The 16,119-nt window shown below is 58.2% G+C and carries 14 protein-coding genes and 3 tRNA genes; 4 read left to right on the top strand and 13 right to left on the bottom strand.

The annotated features are described in order from the left end of the window. Nucleotides 1–59 precede the first annotated feature (59 nt). The 5 genes from IEV38_RS05570 to IEV38_RS05550 form a co-directional block, all read right to left on the bottom strand. Nucleotides 60–1,241 (bottom strand): flagellin, encoded by a 1,182-nt coding sequence (locus IEV38_RS05570; RefSeq protein WP_188395172.1) that lies wholly within the window; start codon nucleotides 1,239–1,241, stop codon nucleotides 60–62. 454 nt (nucleotides 1,242–1,695) lie between these two features. Then, the gene (locus IEV38_RS05565; RefSeq protein WP_188395171.1) at nucleotides 1,696–3,252 is read right to left on the bottom strand and encodes a GGDEF domain-containing protein; all 1,557 of its coding nucleotides are present in this window, start codon (nucleotides 3,250–3,252) and stop codon (nucleotides 1,696–1,698) included. Between the two features lie 158 nt (nucleotides 3,253–3,410). Continuing rightward, nucleotides 3,411–4,058: a response regulator gene (locus IEV38_RS05560; RefSeq protein WP_188395170.1), complete on the bottom strand. Its 648-nt coding sequence runs from the start codon at nucleotides 4,056–4,058 to the stop codon at nucleotides 3,411–3,413. Between the two features lie 100 nt (nucleotides 4,059–4,158). Then, nucleotides 4,159–5,622, bottom strand: coding sequence for a PAS domain-containing sensor histidine kinase (locus IEV38_RS05555; RefSeq protein WP_188395169.1), 1,464 nt, complete (start codon nucleotides 5,620–5,622; stop codon nucleotides 4,159–4,161). 190 nt (nucleotides 5,623–5,812) lie between these two features. Continuing rightward, nucleotides 5,813–5,889 (bottom strand) — tRNA-Arg (locus IEV38_RS05550). Between the two features lie 706 nt (nucleotides 5,890–6,595). Between IEV38_RS05550 and IEV38_RS05545 the strand changes: the two genes are divergently transcribed. Beyond that, nucleotides 6,596–7,978, top strand: coding sequence for an aminotransferase-like domain-containing protein (locus tag IEV38_RS05545; RefSeq protein WP_188395168.1), 1,383 nt, complete (start codon nucleotides 6,596–6,598; stop codon nucleotides 7,976–7,978). Nucleotides 7,979–8,409: 431 nt separating this feature from the next. After that, nucleotides 8,410–8,646, top strand: a complete 237-nt coding sequence (locus tag IEV38_RS05540; protein ID WP_188395167.1) for a hypothetical protein — start codon at nucleotides 8,410–8,412, stop codon at nucleotides 8,644–8,646. A gap of 398 nt (nucleotides 8,647–9,044) precedes the next feature. Here the strand turns inward: IEV38_RS05540 and IEV38_RS05535 are convergent, their stop codons facing one another. From IEV38_RS05535 to IEV38_RS05500, 8 genes are all read right to left on the bottom strand, one after another. After that, nucleotides 9,045–9,302, bottom strand: coding sequence for an Arm DNA-binding domain-containing protein (locus tag IEV38_RS05535; RefSeq protein ID WP_371869842.1), 258 nt, complete (start codon nucleotides 9,300–9,302; stop codon nucleotides 9,045–9,047). Nucleotides 9,303–9,487: 185 nt separating this feature from the next. After that, nucleotides 9,488–9,574 (bottom strand) — tRNA-Leu (locus IEV38_RS05530). 74 nt (nucleotides 9,575–9,648) lie between these two features. Then, a tRNA-Cys gene (locus tag IEV38_RS05525) sits at nucleotides 9,649–9,722 on the bottom strand. Between the two features lie 282 nt (nucleotides 9,723–10,004). Beyond that, nucleotides 10,005–10,901, bottom strand: coding sequence for a pyridoxal kinase PdxY (pdxY, locus tag IEV38_RS05520; RefSeq protein ID WP_188395166.1), 897 nt, complete (start codon nucleotides 10,899–10,901; stop codon nucleotides 10,005–10,007). A gap of 26 nt (nucleotides 10,902–10,927) precedes the next feature. Beyond that, nucleotides 10,928–11,620 (bottom strand): glutathione binding-like protein, encoded by a 693-nt coding sequence (locus IEV38_RS05515; RefSeq protein WP_188395165.1) that lies wholly within the window; start codon nucleotides 11,618–11,620, stop codon nucleotides 10,928–10,930. A gap of 104 nt (nucleotides 11,621–11,724) precedes the next feature. Beyond that, the gene (locus IEV38_RS05510) at nucleotides 11,725–12,429 is read right to left on the bottom strand and encodes a histidine phosphatase family protein (protein WP_188395164.1); all 705 of its coding nucleotides are present in this window, start codon (nucleotides 12,427–12,429) and stop codon (nucleotides 11,725–11,727) included. After that, a complete protein-coding gene (locus IEV38_RS05505) occupies nucleotides 12,426–13,205 on the bottom strand; it encodes an oxepin-CoA hydrolase, alternative type (RefSeq protein ID WP_188395163.1) in 780 nt (259 codons plus the stop codon). The genes IEV38_RS05510 and IEV38_RS05505 overlap by 4 nt, the downstream gene beginning before the upstream one ends. Nucleotides 13,206–13,283: 78 nt before the next feature. Continuing rightward, nucleotides 13,284–13,739, bottom strand: a complete 456-nt coding sequence (locus IEV38_RS05500; RefSeq protein ID WP_188395162.1) for a putative toxin-antitoxin system toxin component, PIN family — start codon at nucleotides 13,737–13,739, stop codon at nucleotides 13,284–13,286. Between the two features lie 29 nt (nucleotides 13,740–13,768). Between IEV38_RS05500 and yaaA the strand changes: the two genes are divergently transcribed. Then, a complete protein-coding gene (gene yaaA, locus IEV38_RS05495) occupies nucleotides 13,769–14,545 on the top strand; it encodes a peroxide stress protein YaaA (protein ID WP_188395161.1) in 777 nt (258 codons plus the stop codon). A gap of 430 nt (nucleotides 14,546–14,975) precedes the next feature. Then, on the top strand, nucleotides 14,976–16,112 hold the full coding sequence (wecB, locus tag IEV38_RS05490; RefSeq protein ID WP_188395458.1) for a non-hydrolyzing UDP-N-acetylglucosamine 2-epimerase: 1,137 nt from the start codon (nucleotides 14,976–14,978) through the stop codon (nucleotides 16,110–16,112). Nucleotides 16,113–16,119: the final 7 nt, after the last annotated feature.

Here is a 16,119-nt window from a genome sequence, read left to right as displayed (position 1 = left end):
CAAATCCCCGGCGCCAACCTGCCGCCGGGGATTTGCCTGGATCACAGAGCTGCCTGCGATCAGCCTTGCAGCAGCGCGAGCACGCCGTTCGGCAGCGAGTTCGCCTGTGCCAGCATGGCGGTACCGGCTTGTTGCAGGATCTGGCCGCGGGTCAGGTTGGCCGTTTCCGCTGCGAAGTCGGCATCCAGGATGCGGCTACGCGAGGCGCTCAGGTTTTCCGACGCGGTTTGCAGGTTGGCGACCACCGAGGTGAAGCGGTTCTGGATCGCACCCATCTCTGCACGCGAGGAGCTGACGCTGGTCAGTGCATTGTCGACGATCGACAGTGCGCGCTGTGCGCCTTCGACGGTGGTGATGTCGAGATCCTGGGCATGTGCACGCGTGAAGGTAGTAGTATCGTCCAGATCGATTTCAACGTCGGCACCGAAGTCAGCTTCGTCGAAGCCGGTCGTGGTGATATCCGTGTCGCCCTTGATCGCGATCAGGTCGAGGCCGGTACCGGCGGCATTGACTTTTGCATATACGCCGGTCTGGTCCATCTTGGCGTTGATGGCGCTTTGCAGAGCGGAAACGGCTTCTGCGTCGGAGGCGCTGGCATCCAGTTCGACGTCGTCGATCTCGATGCTGTTGATCGTGCCGCCGGTCAGCGAGATTTTGCCGTCGGTAACGGTCAGGCCGCTGGCCGAAATGGTGCCGCCGCCTTCAACGTTGGCAGCAAACACGGTGTTGCCGATCGACGACGATTGAGCATTGACGATGCTGTTGATGCCGATGGTCTGGCCAGCGTCGGCGCCGACCTGGAACAGGGCGCCGGAGAAGCTGCCGTCCAGCAGCTTGGTGCCGTTGAAGTTGGTCTGGTTGGCAACGCGGTCGATTTCCGAGCGCAGTTGCTTGACCTCTGCGTCCAGAGCGGCGCGGTCGGTCGTGGAGTTGGTTGCGTTGGCGGCTTGCACCGACAGTTCGCGGATACGCTGCAGGTTGTTGCCGATTTCGGCCATTGCGCCTTCAGCGGTCTGTGCCAGCGAGATGCCGTCGTTGGCATTGCGCACAGCCTGGTTCAGGCCGCGGATCTGGGTGCTGAAACGCTCGGAAATGGCGAGGCCGGCAGCATCGTCCTTCGCGCTGTTGATGCGCAGACCCGAGGACAGACGCTGCAACGACGTTGCCAGCGAAGATTGCGACGTCGTCAGATTGCGTTGTGCATTCAGCGACGGGATGTTGGTGTTGATAACTGCTGCCATGGTGTTTCTCCTGTGGTAGGCCGATAGAGGTCTGACTGCATTTTTCCGACTGGCCCGTCTGCGTCTTGCGAGGCGTTCGGGCTGCCCTTGAAAGTTTTATCGGACGGTCCCGGAAAAAGTTTAGCGTCGCAGGGAAACTAAATTTTCCGGTCCCGCCCGGCACTGCTGCAGCCAGATAAGTCCTTTGACGGTTGCCTTCCGGAAAATCTTTAAGGCTTTTTTGCTGCTTTTAGAGAGAAATATCGTTAATTTCACCCTCAAGTTTTGCCGGAAGCTGCCGATTGGGGCGCCCGCCAGCGAGCGCGACCGGTTACCGAGGAGGAGAGTGGGAAATGTGAAGGATTGTTACATCGCGTCGGCAGGCGGTGCGATCGGCGAGACGGCGCGATGTCTGTTTGCGAATGGGGAGGTTGCAGAATGGCATGCTGCGGGGGCAGGCAGCTCCCGCAATCAGTCAGTCGGCCGTCACCACGCGATTCTTGCCGGCCCGCTTGGCGGCGTAGAGCGCCATGTCGGCACGCTTGATCAGCGACTCCCGGTCTTCGCCGTCGCGGCGCTGCGCGAGGCCGGCACTGAAAGTCATCAGCAGGCGCGTGTGATTGTGCATGAAGATCTGCTTGGTTAGTTCGCGCTGCAGGCGGGTAACGGTCTGCACGGCTTCCGCGATGCCGGTTTCGGGTAGCACGATCAGGAATTCCTCGCCGCCGAAACGGGCGATGACGTCCATCGTTCGCAGCGTGTCCTTGATCACGCGCACCAGGTGGATCAGCGCTTCGTCGCCAGCGGAGTGTCCGTACTTGTCGTTGATCTTCTTGAAATCGTCGAGGTCGAGCATGGCGATGCACAGCGGGGCGTGGTCATGTTGCGCCCGGTCGATCTCGCGTTCGAACACGTCTTCCAGGCCGCGCCGGTTGAGGCTGCCTGTCAACTGGTCTTCACGCACCAGTTCGCTCATTTCCTGCAACTGGCTCTCGAGGGTCCGGATGCGTTCCTCGGCGTCCGCGACGGTCTTGCGGGCAGCGAGAATGGCGTCGCGCGAGCGCAGCGCTTCATGCTGGGTATACCGCGTTTCCTTCATGACCTCGTCGAGTATGCGGCCGACCTGCCGCGCGTCGGCAGTCTGTTCGATCTGTTCCGAGTAGCCGGCAATCTTGCGATGGTAGTTGTCGGTAGTGCTGGCGATCTCGCCAAGGCTGGCAAGGAAGGTTTCCATCATGTCCTTGACCGAGTCCCTTGCCTCGACCAGGCTGCCCTTGAGCACGCTCTGCTTGTAAATGACGTCCTTGAGACTGCGCATGACGTCGCGCAGGGCGATGTCGTCGATGGGGCCGTCGAGCAATTGCTGAACGGCGGCGATCTGCCCGTGTATCCAGGCATCCTCGTCGAGCAGGTTGCTGACGTTCTCCAGCAGCAGCTTGAACAGGCGCATCAACAGGTCGTGCTGTTCGGCCATGTCGCCGCTTTTCAGCTCGATCTTGAAGCACAGTTGTCGCAGCTTGCCGGAGGCTTCTTCCAGCGCCTGCTGGCTGTGCGCGTCCTTGATGGCGCGACCCAGCGTTTCGGCTTCCTGCGCGAGCGCGGGAACTCCTTGCAGCAGCGAGGCGACGGCAAGCGTCAGCGTGCGCATGAGCAGGTCGCGCAGCATGGCCGACTGTGGATCGTCGTCGAGCAGGGAGGTGCCGCCACCGGAGGCGGCGCGATCGCGCTGCAGGCGCAACTGATCGACGAGTTGCATCAATCCCTTGGCGTAATCGGGCCAGTAAGGGGTTGCGGCGGCCTGTTGCAGCGCCTTGCCTATCGGCGCCAATCCTTCCGGACTGTTGAGCAGGGTGGCGGCAAATTCGCCCAGTATCTGTTCGGGTGTGGCTTCGCGGGCATAGCCGGCAATTTCGTCGTAGGTGTCGCGATAGGCATCGGGCGTTGGTGCGACCTTGCGAATGGCCAGTTGGCGGAACGCTTCGCGTGCGATATCGACGGGATTGATGGCGGGTTTGGCTGGTTTGTCTGGCATGACTTGCACGCACGCTGGCATAGGGGCACCGATGAACGGCTTTGTGCGCATCATATGCCATTCTGCAGATGCTTGATGTGGCAATCAGTGACAGGATTGCATGTCAGTTTGGCGCATGAATCCTGACACCGAGGAAGGGCTGCACGTTCGCCGATGCCTTAGTCGACGAGCCGGTTCTTGATGGCGTAATGCGTGAGTTCGGCGTTGTGCCGCAATTTCATTTTTTGCAACAGGCGCGAGCGATACATGCTGATGGTTTTTACCGACAGCCGCAGTTCGGCCGCGATGTCGCCGACGGTCTTGCCGGAGGCGATCATGACCAGGGTCTGGTATTCGCGGTCGGAGAGTGCCTCATGCGGCGGTGCCTCGTGGTCGTCGCCGATCTGGTTGGCAAGTTCCTGTGCCAGCGCGGTGCTGACGTACTTGCGGCCGCCGGCGACCTGGCGGATGGCGTTGACGAGTTCTGCCGGGGCGCTTTGCTTGTTCAGGTAACCGGCGGCGCCGGCCTTGAGCGAGCGGATCGCGTACTGATCCTCGCGGTGCATGGACAGCATCAGGACGGCAAGCCTGGGTATTTCCTTGCGCAACTGCTTGAGCACGTCGATGCCGTTGCGATCCGGCATGGAAATGTCGAGCAGCAGCACGTCGCAAGCCTTGTCCCGTACCAGATGAATGGCATCGCTGCCATTCTCGGCGTGTCCGGCAACGACGATGTCGCGGGTGTCGGCCAGGATCTGTTTCAATCCTTCGCGCACGATGGCGTGATCGTCCGCGATCAGGACCCTGATTGCATTCTTGTTAGTCATTTACCAGGTGGAACAAAACTACGTGGCGCCGGGTACAGCGGAAAAGGTCTTGTCAAACGTGAAGCTAGCTTACCGGATGCATGTCCGATTGCGCAAGGCGTCACCTCGCGGAGGCCGGTAACGGGACATGAATGGCGACGATGGTGCCGCCACGCGGCGAGGTGCTGACCGACAGGCTGCCGCCGAGCGCGATCGAACGCTCCACCATGCCGCGAATGCCGAAGGACTTGGATTTCTCCTGATCGGTGGCCTGGATGCCGCGTCCGTTGTCCACCACTTCGAGCCGCACGTGCCGGTCGTCGTGCGAGAGCGTGACCTCGACCCTGCTGGCCTGCGCATGCTTGGCGATGTTGGTCAATGCCTCTTGAAAAATCCGGAACAGGGCGGTGGCATGGTCGAGATCGAGGTCGATCTCGGTCTTGTTGGAAACGAAGCGACACGGGAGCCCCGATTGCTTCTCGAATTCCCGCGCCTGCCAGTCGATGGCCGCGACCAGCCCGAAATCGAGCACGCCGGGACGCAGGTCGCCGGCGATCCTGTGGACGGTTTCGATCGTGCGGTCGACCAGTTGCTCGACATAATCGGCTTTTTCCTTCAGCTTGCCGTCGTCGGCCGGAAGCCGGCGCGTCAGCAGGGCGAGCGCCATCTTGATGGCCGTCAGGTTGCCGCCCAGATCGTCGTGGATCTCGCGCGAGATACGGGTGCGTTCCTGTTCCTTGACGGTATCGATATGCGCCGAAAGTTCCGCCAGTTGCGCGCGCGAGCGGATGATTTCTTCCTGTTCGAGCTTGCCGGTCGTGATGTTGGTCATGATGCCTTCCCACTGGACGGCATTGCCCTCGAGCGCACGTGGCATGGCGCGCAGGTTGATCCACTTGATATCGTTCCATTCCCGGATGCGGATGCGTCCCTCCCAGTTCCAGTTGCTCATCTGCGCCATCGAGGCATGCATGGTGTCGAGATAGGACTGGCGATCCTCATCGACGATCAGCGCGAAGAACTGCGACGGTTCCGCGTGCAGCACCTCGGCGCGAAGGCCCAGCAGCGCTTCGCAGCCGTCGCTCAGGTAGGGGAAGGATGGATTGCCGTCGTTGTCCAGACAGAACTGATAGACGAGGCCCGGCGTATTGGACACCATCGCGCCGAAGCGGGATTCGCTGGCGCGCAAGGCCTGGTCCGAACGGTCGCGCAGGCTGACGTCGTTGCCGATGGCGATGACCACCGGCCCGCTGTGCGACGCCAGATGGAACAGGCGTATTTCGATCGGGTAACAGGAGCCATCGCGGCGGGCATGCACGAGCTTGACCGAAACCGGCTCGTTGCCTTCGTGAAGTGCGGCAAGCCACTCACGGTAGGTGGCCGAGACCAGTGCAGGCGCGATGCAGGTCGGCGACATGGACTGCAGTTCCGCCAGGCTGTATTGCAGATTGCGGGCCGCGACGGGATTGACGTATTCGAAGCGCAGGGTCTCGCAGTTCACCACGTAGATTTCGCTGAACGAACCTTCCAGTATGGTGGGCAGCCAGTCGGGGTGAATGGGGGCGATGGCGTGGTTTTCCTTCATGCGGGATACGAAATTGGGGAAAGGAAGCGACAAAAGCACCGGCGGTGCGTGCGACTCTAGCATAACTGCCTGTGTCGAAGACGCGAGCCGGCATATTCCGAGCGGAGCCGGGGAGAGGCCGGAAGAATTCTGGCGCCGGAAAGAAAAAAGGCCAGCGCTTGTGGCGCTGACCTTTTTCTTGCTGCTTGTTTGGTGCGGCTGGCAGGAATCGAACCCACGACCCCTTGGTTCGTAGCCAAGTACTCTATCCAGCTGAGCTACAGCCGCGAAAGACAAAATTATAGCACGGTGGAAAATGATTTTGGAAGCACTATTTCCATCTTTTTATGCAACACCGAAAAACAGGCTTCGCACACCGCTTGCGCTCATTGCAGGGACTGCTTGGCGAGGTGCGGGAGCGGCAGCGAGAACGCAGCATAAAAAATCCATGAGCCTTTGCTTCTAAGCTGAAGATGCAGGGATTCGAGACAGTTAAATGGCCCGATTTCAACAGGCCATTTAAAAAACTAAGTCAGGGAAATGTGTTCTGTCATTCCCGGTCTTCTCGTGCTATTTTTTTCGAGTCCCTGGGTGCAAGGACCATACAAGCTGCACCAGCAAGAAACCTACGCACAGCACAACAATTGCGGGCAGAGGTAGTTTTTCTGGCCCCATACCGCTCAAGGCCGCACCAATCGGACCAATGACCAAGAGAAGAGAGAATCCTAGGCGAACTGTAAGACTGCCGAAGCTGCGTCGAGGCGAAGGAGAAGAAGTGATTGACTGCGTGTTCATACAAACTCCCGTAGATAAGCGAAGAAAACAAGCTGCTCCAGATTTGTTTGTGGTTTAGAGCCATTGCGCCCGCTGTCATAATCATTAGAGGTACCCAACAACTGATATGAAAAAGCATGAATGCAGGCTGATGCATATTTGGCGTCGCCTCCCACATTGGGCATACTACGTAGAAGCAAAATCCATACATTGAGACAAAATGCCCCAGTTGACTGCCGAACAAGATGAGGCTTTTCCAATCTGGTTGCCACGTTTGGCATCGCAGGGCGGGCCGCGATTTCTTCAGATAGCGGATGCGTTACAGCAGGCGGTGGAAGATGGCGTACTTAAGCCTGGTGACCGACTTCCACCACAACGCCGGCTCGCAGCGCTGTTGGATGTCGACCTTACGACGGTGACACGCGCATACGACGAAGCCCGGCGCAGGAATCTGCTGCAAGGGCGCGGAGCGCGCGGCACGTATGTGGCGGCGCCGAAGGCGGAACTGTCGGCTGTCCTTGACCTGAGCATGAATATCCCGCCGCACCCGGACAATGTAGATTTCGATGACCTGTTGAAGCAGGGGCTGGCGCAGGTGCTCATGCGTGCCGATACTGGCTTGCTGATGACCTATCATCTAGGCGGAGGCAGCATCACCGACCGCGAGGCCGGCGCAAAGTGGATTGAGCCTATGTTTGGGAGCGTACCCCCTGAGCATGTAGTCGTCTGCCCGGGTGCACAGGCTGCTATTGCCGCACTTATCTTTGCGCTGACAGAGCCTGGAGACGTAATCTTGGCCGAACCGACGGTGTATCCTGGCTTACGAACCGCTGCAACCCAATTCGGCCGCAGCATTGTTCCGGTCAGTACTGACAAGCACGGAATGCTTCCGCAAGCACTCGAGGAAGCTGTTCGACAGCATGCTCCTCGGCTTGTCTACCTCAACCCGACGTTACAGAACCCGACGGTCGTTACGATGCCGGGCAAACGGCGCAAAGAGCTAGCCGTTGTGGCAAAGCGCTGCGGCCTGCGCATCGTTGAAGACGACCCTTACTGGCTGCTGGCCGAGTCGCCACCGCCTCCGATAGCCACATTCGCGCCAGAACACGTTTATTACATCTCCACACTGTCGAAGTGCCTCACTCCAGGTTTGCGGGTCGCATTCGTGCTCGTGCGTGATCCATTGGAACGTGAGCGCTTCTTGGTTGCCTTGAGGTCGTTCGCATTGATGGTTTCTTCCCTGACGGCTGCGCTGGCTACCCAATGGATACTCGATGGTTCTGCGGACAAGTTGATGGCTGGTGTGCGGGACGAGGCGCGGGTACGCCACAAGATGGCTCGGGATATTCTGTCAGGACGATATGAAGGAGCCGGTGACGGATTACATGTATGGATCGAATTGCCTGCATATTGGCAGTCGCATCAACTAGCACGCGTAGCGGAAAAGGAGGGACTGGCGGTCATGCCAGCGGAAGCTTTCTCGTTGAATGGCGAGTTCGATAACGCAATCAGAATCTCATTGGGCAGCATCAAGGACCGTCAGCGGTTGCATGCAGCTCTGAAGCGGCTGTCCCAGTTGTTGGCGCGCCGGCCAGACGCCTAGGACAGCGCCGTCATTTAAAATCTCAGTTTTTGGGGTTCTCGTTTCGGATTGGCGTGGCGAATATTGCCGTCTCCTGTTCGGGGCAGTGAGTCTAGGTGGCTGTAAGCGATAAGCGCTGATTACTTGGTCGCTGGCTATTCCCCAGAACCGCATCCAGGAACCCGGCACAGTCTTTACTGAATTCTGCACACCATAGGCCTTTCCTGAATGGCCGAGAACGATAGCGTGTTCCGTATTCCCGCTGGGACATTTTGTCCTCATGTATGGAAGTTGCTTTTACGTACACTGCTTCTGACGCTTCAATAACAACAAATTGCATGGCAGTCGGTAAAGAGTTCTCCGCGGCCATCTGTACCCAAAATAATTCTGGTGTACGCCCTTGTAATTTCGACTTTAGAAGTAATAAGGGATTTAAAGAAAGGAGCTAAATCATGGATTGGGTCCCTATCACCTTCGTTACCTTCAAGTTTCTAGTGCTAGCCATTGGCATGTTCTATGCAATCAAGTGGCATTATGACCAAGGGAGGAAGGGGAAAGAACAGCAGAACGAAGCACGAGCGGTCCTAGGCGCGACGGGTAAGGCAGTCGCATTTTTCATTTTGGCACTCCTGATATTGGGCTCCATAACCTTTGTTGGCACTCAGATGCTCGGTCTGGACATGTCCTGACAGAATTAGTATTCGAACAGGCATCGGAACGCTTGTAGCGAAACGCTAAGAGCACAGTCTCCCGAACGGCCGCTAAGGGTCGAAGCGGACTTTCACTGTCAACACATGTCGGACCACAACGGAAGGTTGATCGTCTAGGGTAATTCTTCAGCTAAGGGTTGGAATGACCGTTTACACGACGAACGTTAATTGCAGCCCGACACCGCCAACACTACGGCCAAGTACTACCGAATAAGTAGTCAACTTGTCGACGTCGCTGGCAGTTGCTGCTTGGGTCGCCGGGATCAAGCATGTCGTTAAGAATAAGAAAAGAATTGAATTTGTTTTCATGTGGTGTCCAACTCTTATGCAGTAAATAAGTTCCTATCGTATCGGTGTCGTGAGGAATCCTGTAGTTTTTAAAACACCACGTCCACCATCTCCACCATCCACCCCCGACTCCGTCGGCTATACAGCGCCGGAATATTGCTCCTGGTGTCGCTGAACCGATATACGCCCAGGGCGAGCGTCTTTTGCTTTTTGTCGAAGCGATAGCTCAATCGCCAGTATTTGGAGTCGTTGGGGTGCACCAGAAGATGCATGCCTTCAGCGTCGGTCAGTTTGTATTGTTTGTAGGAGGGTTTGGCTGCTTTAATCTGAAAGTCGCTTAATGCCATATCTGTGTCGATGTTGGTATAAAGAATATCGAACCAGCATATACCAAGATTTGTACCAACATTAAGCGGTTGATGTGGGTTGATGCCGGTTGATCTCGGGAGACTGGAAAATTTTGGTAATCCGCATGGAATATAGGTTTTTTGCAAAAAAAATAGACGTCCGTGGACGTCTATTGACTTGCTTGTGGTGCCCCGAGCCGGAATCGAACCGGCACGCCCGCAAAGGCGAGAGATTTTAAGTCTCTTGTGTCTACCAATTTCACCATCGGGGCATGCAGTTAGTCTGCTGATCGCACACTAATGTAAAACAGCATAAAAAAAGCGCCTGCGGCGCTTTTTGGAAAACTGGAGGCGGGGGTCGGGATCGAACCGGCGTAGACGGCTTTGCAGGCCGCTGCATAACCACTTTGCTACCCCGCCATGGGGACGTATTGTACTGCGGATGACAATCCGCCGGACACACGCATGCAAATTTTCTCCTGAATAAAAAAGGAAGCATGGGAGCTTCCTTTCTGGAAATCCTGAGCATGAAATGTGGCATTTCATCTGCGTGCCGATCGCTACTGCACTCGACCGACAACGTGCAATTATGAACGAATTGCCATTCGTTGGCAACAGCCCTCGTTCATTCGGCGGTTTGTCGCGCTCGCGTGCGACGCCGTAAAACCGACAAGGCGGCAAGAGCCATGGCGCGCATCGTCTTTACGATTGTGGCGGCGGCCAGGCGACGGGTTTGAAATGCTGCGAGGGAGAGATCAACTCGCTGCGTGCGGCGATCAGCGGCAGGTCGCGTTGCCCGGGAACGGTGCGGGCCACCAGCGCATAAAGGCTGCCGACGGCGAGTGCCACGGCATCCTGTATGGGGTGCCCATTGAGCAGATGGCCGAGCAATACGGCGGAAAAGACATCGCCCATGCCGTTGGGTAGCGGATGCAGGTCGAGAAAGGGCGTGTGGATGGTCCACGCATTGGTTGCGGTGACGACCAGCGTGCTCAGCTGATCGGCGGGCAGGTCTGCGGTGCGCAGGCTGGTGATGACGATCGTGTCGGGCCCGCGCCGGCGGGCGTTGCCGAGGAGTTTGCGTGCGGCTTGCACGGCGTCTTCGGTGTGCGTGACGGTACTGCCGTGCAGCAGTTCGAATTCGAACTGGTTGGGCGTGAGGATGCTGGCTTCCTGCAATGCGCGTTCGCGCAGGAATTCGGGAATGCCGGGGCGCACGAAGAGGCCGCGTCCGACGTCGCCCATGACCGGGTCGCACAGATAGACGAGGTCGGGACGATGGCGGCGAATCTCCTGCACCGCCGACAGGATCACCTCGCCGATGGCGGCGTCGCCCAGGTAACCCGACAGCACCGCACGGCATTCGGCCAGCACGCCACGCGCGCGCAGACCTTCGAGCACGTCGTGGATGTGTTCGGCGCTGAATACCTGTCCCTTGAATTCGCCATAGCCGGTGTGGTTGGAGAACTGCACCGTGTGCACGGCCACCGGCTGCACGCCGAGCAGCTGCAGCGGCAGCATGGCGGCGGCATTGCCGACGTGGCCGTAGGCGACGTGCGACTGAATCGACAGGACCAGTGGCGGGGCGGCTGGCTTCATTTCAAGGGCAGCGCGTCAGGAGCGCATCAGCGTTTGGCGTACTGCGTGGCGCCGTACAGCACCTCGCGCGCCTTGTCGTCGATGACGGTATTGCGCTGCTTGACGAACATCTGCGTGCCTTTCTTGACGGCAGGACGCTCGGCGATCTCGTCGAACCAGCGTTTCAGATGCGGATAGTCCGCCAGCACGATGCCCTGTTTTTCCCACGAACGCAGCCACGGGAAGGTGGCGATGTCGGCGATCGTGTAGCTGTTGCCGGCCAGGTACTGACTTTCCGCCAGACGGCGGTCGATCACGCCGTACAGCCGCTTGGCTTCGTTGGTGTAGCGGTTGATTGCGTACTCGATCTTTTCCGGCGCATACATGCGGAAATGGTGCGCCTGGCCCAGCATGGGCCCGACGCCACCCATCTGGAACATCAGCCATTGCAGGGTCTCGAATTTTTCGCGATCGGTTTCGCCAAGGAACCTGCCGACCTTGCTGGCCAGATAGACCAGGATGGCGCCCGATTCGAACAGCGAGATCGGCTTGCCGTCGGGGCCGTCGCTGTCGGTAATGGCCGGAATCTTGTTGTTGGGAGAAATCTTCAGGAAGTCCGGCTTGAACTGGTCGCCGGCGCCGATATCGATGTGGTGCGCCTGCCAGGGCAGGCCGCATTCTTCCAGCATGATGTGGACCTTATGGCCGTTGGGGGTGGCGGTGGAATAGACGTCGATCATGGTTTCTCCTGACAATTTTTCTGACGTGATGCGGCACGATGCCGAAAAGGCGTTGCCGCATTATGCAGAAATCCGCACGGCTTCGCTTTCGGACACGCCGGTACTTACAGGCCGCGCGAGCGCTTGTAGTGGCTGAGCACTTCTTCCATGGTGGTCAGGCGCGTATGCGTATGCAGTGGCAGCAGCGGGGCGTGGTTGATCGCGTGCACGACCCAGTCGTCGGCACGTGTGCCGACGTCGAGCACATTGATGCAGCCAGGCGATTGCTCGAGGTTGCCGAGGAAAAGGCGCTGTCCCGTGATCGCATACGACAGCAGCGCGCGGTTGACGCCGCCGTGCAGCACCAGCAGCACGGTATCCCACGAGGAGTCGGCGCGCAGGCGGTCGACCACCGGATGAATGCGGTCCATCAGTTCGCCCACGCTCTCGCCGCCGAGGAAGCGGCAGTGCTCGCCGGCCATGCACGAGAAGGCGCTGGTAAAGGCTTCCTCGAGGTCCTCGTCGAGGATGGCGTCGAGCGAATGGCCGCGCACCTCGGTGAAGTCGGGCCATTGCTCGATCTCGATCCGCTGGCCGGTTTCGGCCAGCACGCGCGTCGCGGATTCGACCGCGCGCGGCAGGTCGGACGTGATCACGCGGTCGAAGCGGATGTTCTGCGCGGCGAAGCTGAGGCCGGCGGCGGTGGTCTGCTTACGGCCGGTCTCGTTGAGAGGTACTTCGTCGGGGGAGTAGGGGTGACCGTTCTCGTCGAAGTAGGTCACGCTGCCGTGACGCATCAGATAGACGCGTCTTCTTTGTGCTTGCGTCATTTGTAGTGCGGGGTCCTTTTTTCCAGAAATGCGGTGATGCCTTCCTCGGCATGCCGGTGATTGAGACTTTCGACGAAGTGACGGCGTTCCACCTCGAAGTGGCGCGCCAGCGAATTATCGCTCGCCTCGCGCGCCAGCTGCTTGATGCGGTCGACAGCGTTGTCGGACAGTCCCGCCAGTTCATCGGCCCAGTCGAGCGCGGTATCCAGCACGCTGCCGTCCGGAACCACGCGATTGACGAGGCCGAGATCGTGCAGCCGTTTCGCATCGATGGTCTTGCCTTCGATCATGAGTTCGGTCGCCAGTTGCCGCGGCAGCGATTGCGACAGGAACCACGAGCCGCCGCCATCCGGTGTCAGTCCGACGCGCACATAGGACATCGCGAACTTCGTCGTGCTGCCCGCCACGATCAGGTCGCAGGCCAGCGCCAGCGAGAATCCGGCGCCGGCCGCGGCACCCTCGACGGCAGCGATCACGGGTTTGGGGCAATCGCGGATGGCCTCGATCCAGCCGCGCAGCAGATCGACGCCTTCCGTCTGCCGCCCCGCATCCTGATTGCGCAGTTCGAGCAGGCGATTCAGGTTGCCGCCGGCACAGAAAAAATTGTCGGCACCGGTCAGTACCACGGCGCGTATCGAATCGTCACGCTCGGCGGTCGACAGCACTTCGATGGCTGCGGCGAACATGTCCGGATGCAGGGCGTTGCGCGCGCCCGGATTGGAGAGGGTCAGGATCAGCGTGGCGTCGCGGCGCGAAGCCTGGATTTCAGCAGTCATGGGCAGTGAGAGGGAAAGAGGAACGTCACGGAAATATACAGGATGCCCGCATAAATGGCAGGGCAGGCCGGACCACATTCACTGCGCGCATGCGCTGCGATATTCCGCGGTCCAGGCTTCCGGCGTCACGATCGCGAACAGGCCGTCGCGGCGCGTCTTGCGCGCCAGCTTCAGCAGCGCCTTGTCCTTGGTGATCAGCGTGTCGGCGCGCAGGTCGCGCGCGAGCTCCAGAAATTTCTGATCGTCCTTGTCCTTGCAGACCGGCAGGCGGCACGCTTCGGGCTCCGGGTCGGCGAGCGGATGGCAGCGGATCAGGGTGTCGAATTCGGCATGCACTTCCTGGCGCCGTCGTTCATCGAGCTTCAGGTGCGTGTAGCCAAGCACGATCTGCCACTCCATGCGGCAATCGGTGCGCGTCACGGCTTCGACCTCGCCGCTGCGCATGGCGGCCAGCAGGACGGACCAGCGCGCATCGCGGAAGACGAACAGATCGAGACACACGTTGGTGTCGAGAACGATGCGCTTCGGTATCATTGCCAGCTTTACCTTTGTCCGGAAGAGAAATGCTCATAGTCCTGTCGCCTGCCAAGACCCTCGATTACGATACGCCCGCGCATACCGATGTCAGCACCAGGCCCGATTTCGTCAAGCGTTCGGCCGAACTGATCGATATCCTGCGCCGCCAATCGCCGGCACAGATCGCCAGCCTGATGAAGATTTCGGACAAGCTCGCGACACTCAACGTCAATCGCTACGCCGAATGGTCCACGCGCTTTACCGTCGCAAATTCCAAGCAGGCCATGCTGGCCTTCAACGGCGATGTCTATGAGGGATTGAATGCGGCGACGATGAATGCGGCGCAGTTGCAGTACGCACAGGCGCACCTTCGCATTCTATCCGGTCTTTACGGCCTGCTGCGGCCGCTGGACCTGATGCAGCCATACCGGCTCGAGATGGGCACGCGATTGGCCAACCCGGCCGGTAAGGACCTCTATGCCTTCTGGGACGACGAGGTGACGCAGGCCTTGAACAGGCAGATTGCCGAAACCGGCGCGACCGCGCTGGTGAATCTGGCGTCGGAGGAATACTTCAAGGTGGTGCGGCCGGCCTTGCTCGACGTTCCGGTCGTCACGCCGGTCTTTCTCGACTGGAAGGACGGCAAGTACAAGGTGATCTCGTTTCATGCCAAACGCGCGCGCGGTTTGATGGCGCGCTATGCAATCGACAAGGCGTTCGTGCGGCCGCAGCAATTGAAGAAATTCGATACCGAGGGCTATGTTTTCGATGAAAGCGGATCCAATGAGTCGACCTGGGTATTCAAACGTAAAATCGCCGAGTGATCTCTTTTAGTAACAGAACATTTCCATGCGGAAATGTTCTGTTGCTAGGAAACAATTGTTTGCATTTCGAGGCAATTGTTAAATCCCTGCCGAGGAAAGAATTCCCAATTTTCCTCAATAGCCAAGCGGCTAAACAAAAAACAGTTCCTGCCATCTTTTGGTAATTGTTAATTAAATTTCCATGTGGAAATAAAAGTATCTTTTTAGTGCCTTCCCATGAATTTGGGAGTCATTACGCAACGTCTTTCGGATTGAACTGCTGCAACTAATTTGTTTGAATTGCGCCTGCTCGCCATTTCCACATGGAAATGGCGGCGGCGTAAATGGAAAGCAGGTTTGTTGAAGAAGGCAGTTGATATGGCTTTTTATCCTCCTTTAATCGGGTGCGCTATATCGACCATAAGTGAAATTCGTTGAGCGGCTTATGGCAATAAAAATACTTTCGGTAGTTGGCACGCGTCCAGAGGCAATCAAGATGGCGCCTCTAGTTCACCTGTTGAAGGAAGCGGGTGGAGTGGAAAGCAGGTTGTGCGTAACCGGACAGCACCGAGAAATGCTGGATCAGGTAATGCGACTGTTTAGTCTGCAGGCCGACCATGACTTGAACCTGATGGTGCGTAATCAGACGCTGAATGGCCTATTCGCCAGTTTGCTACAAAAGATCGATGCGGTCCTGATGGCGGAGCAACCGGATGTCGTGCTGGTACATGGCGATACAACGACAGCTTCCGCCTGTGCCTTGGCCGCCTTTCATAGAAATATCGCAATCGCACATGTGGAAGCTGGGTTGCGAACCGGGAACATGGCATTGCCATTTCCTGAAGAGATGAACCGACGTTTTATCGATACCGTGGCTACATGGCTTTTTGCCCCTACGGCAACGTCGCGAAACAATCTGCTGAAAGAAAACTTGCAAGGACGGGTTTTCATCACAGGCAACACAGTGATCGATGCCCTTGCCATGACTTGCCGCAGGCTCTCGGAAGATGAAAGCCTTTTGCGTCCCCTCGAAGAAAAGTATTCATGGATCGATCGTAACCGTCGCCTGTTACTGGTCACTGGGCATCGCCGTGAGAGTTTCGGTGACGGCTTCCGAAATATCTGTACCGCCTTGCATCAGTTGTCTCGGCGAGATGACGTACAGATCGTCTATCCGGTCCATTTGAATCCAAATGTGAACGATGTCGTCAGAGAGAAGTTGTCAGGCTTGGGGAATGTGCATTTGATCGCCCCTTTGGATTACCTCGACTTTGTCTGGTTCATGCAGCAAGCCAGCATCATTCTGACCGATTCCGGTGGGGTGCAGGAAGAAGCGCCTTACCTTGGGAAGCCGGTTCTGGTCATGCGGGAAGTAACGGAGCGGCCGGAGGCAGTCGCCGCAGGTACGGTGACATTGGTGGGGACGTCTCATGAAAGGATCGTCACCGAAGTCAATGCGTTGCTGGACGATCGGAAGCGCTATGACAGCGTCTGTTTGCGCATGAATCCCTACGGCGACGGCAATGCCAGTACCAGAATCGTGGACGCGTTGTGTGGGCGATCTGTATCGGAATTTACCGGTAGTTAAACCTGAT

This window comes from Oxalicibacterium flavum, from assembly GCF_014635065.1.
Lineage (GTDB): Bacteria > Pseudomonadota > Gammaproteobacteria > Burkholderiales > Burkholderiaceae_D > Oxalicibacterium > Oxalicibacterium flavum.
This window is presented reverse-complemented; position numbering and strand designations above follow the sequence as displayed.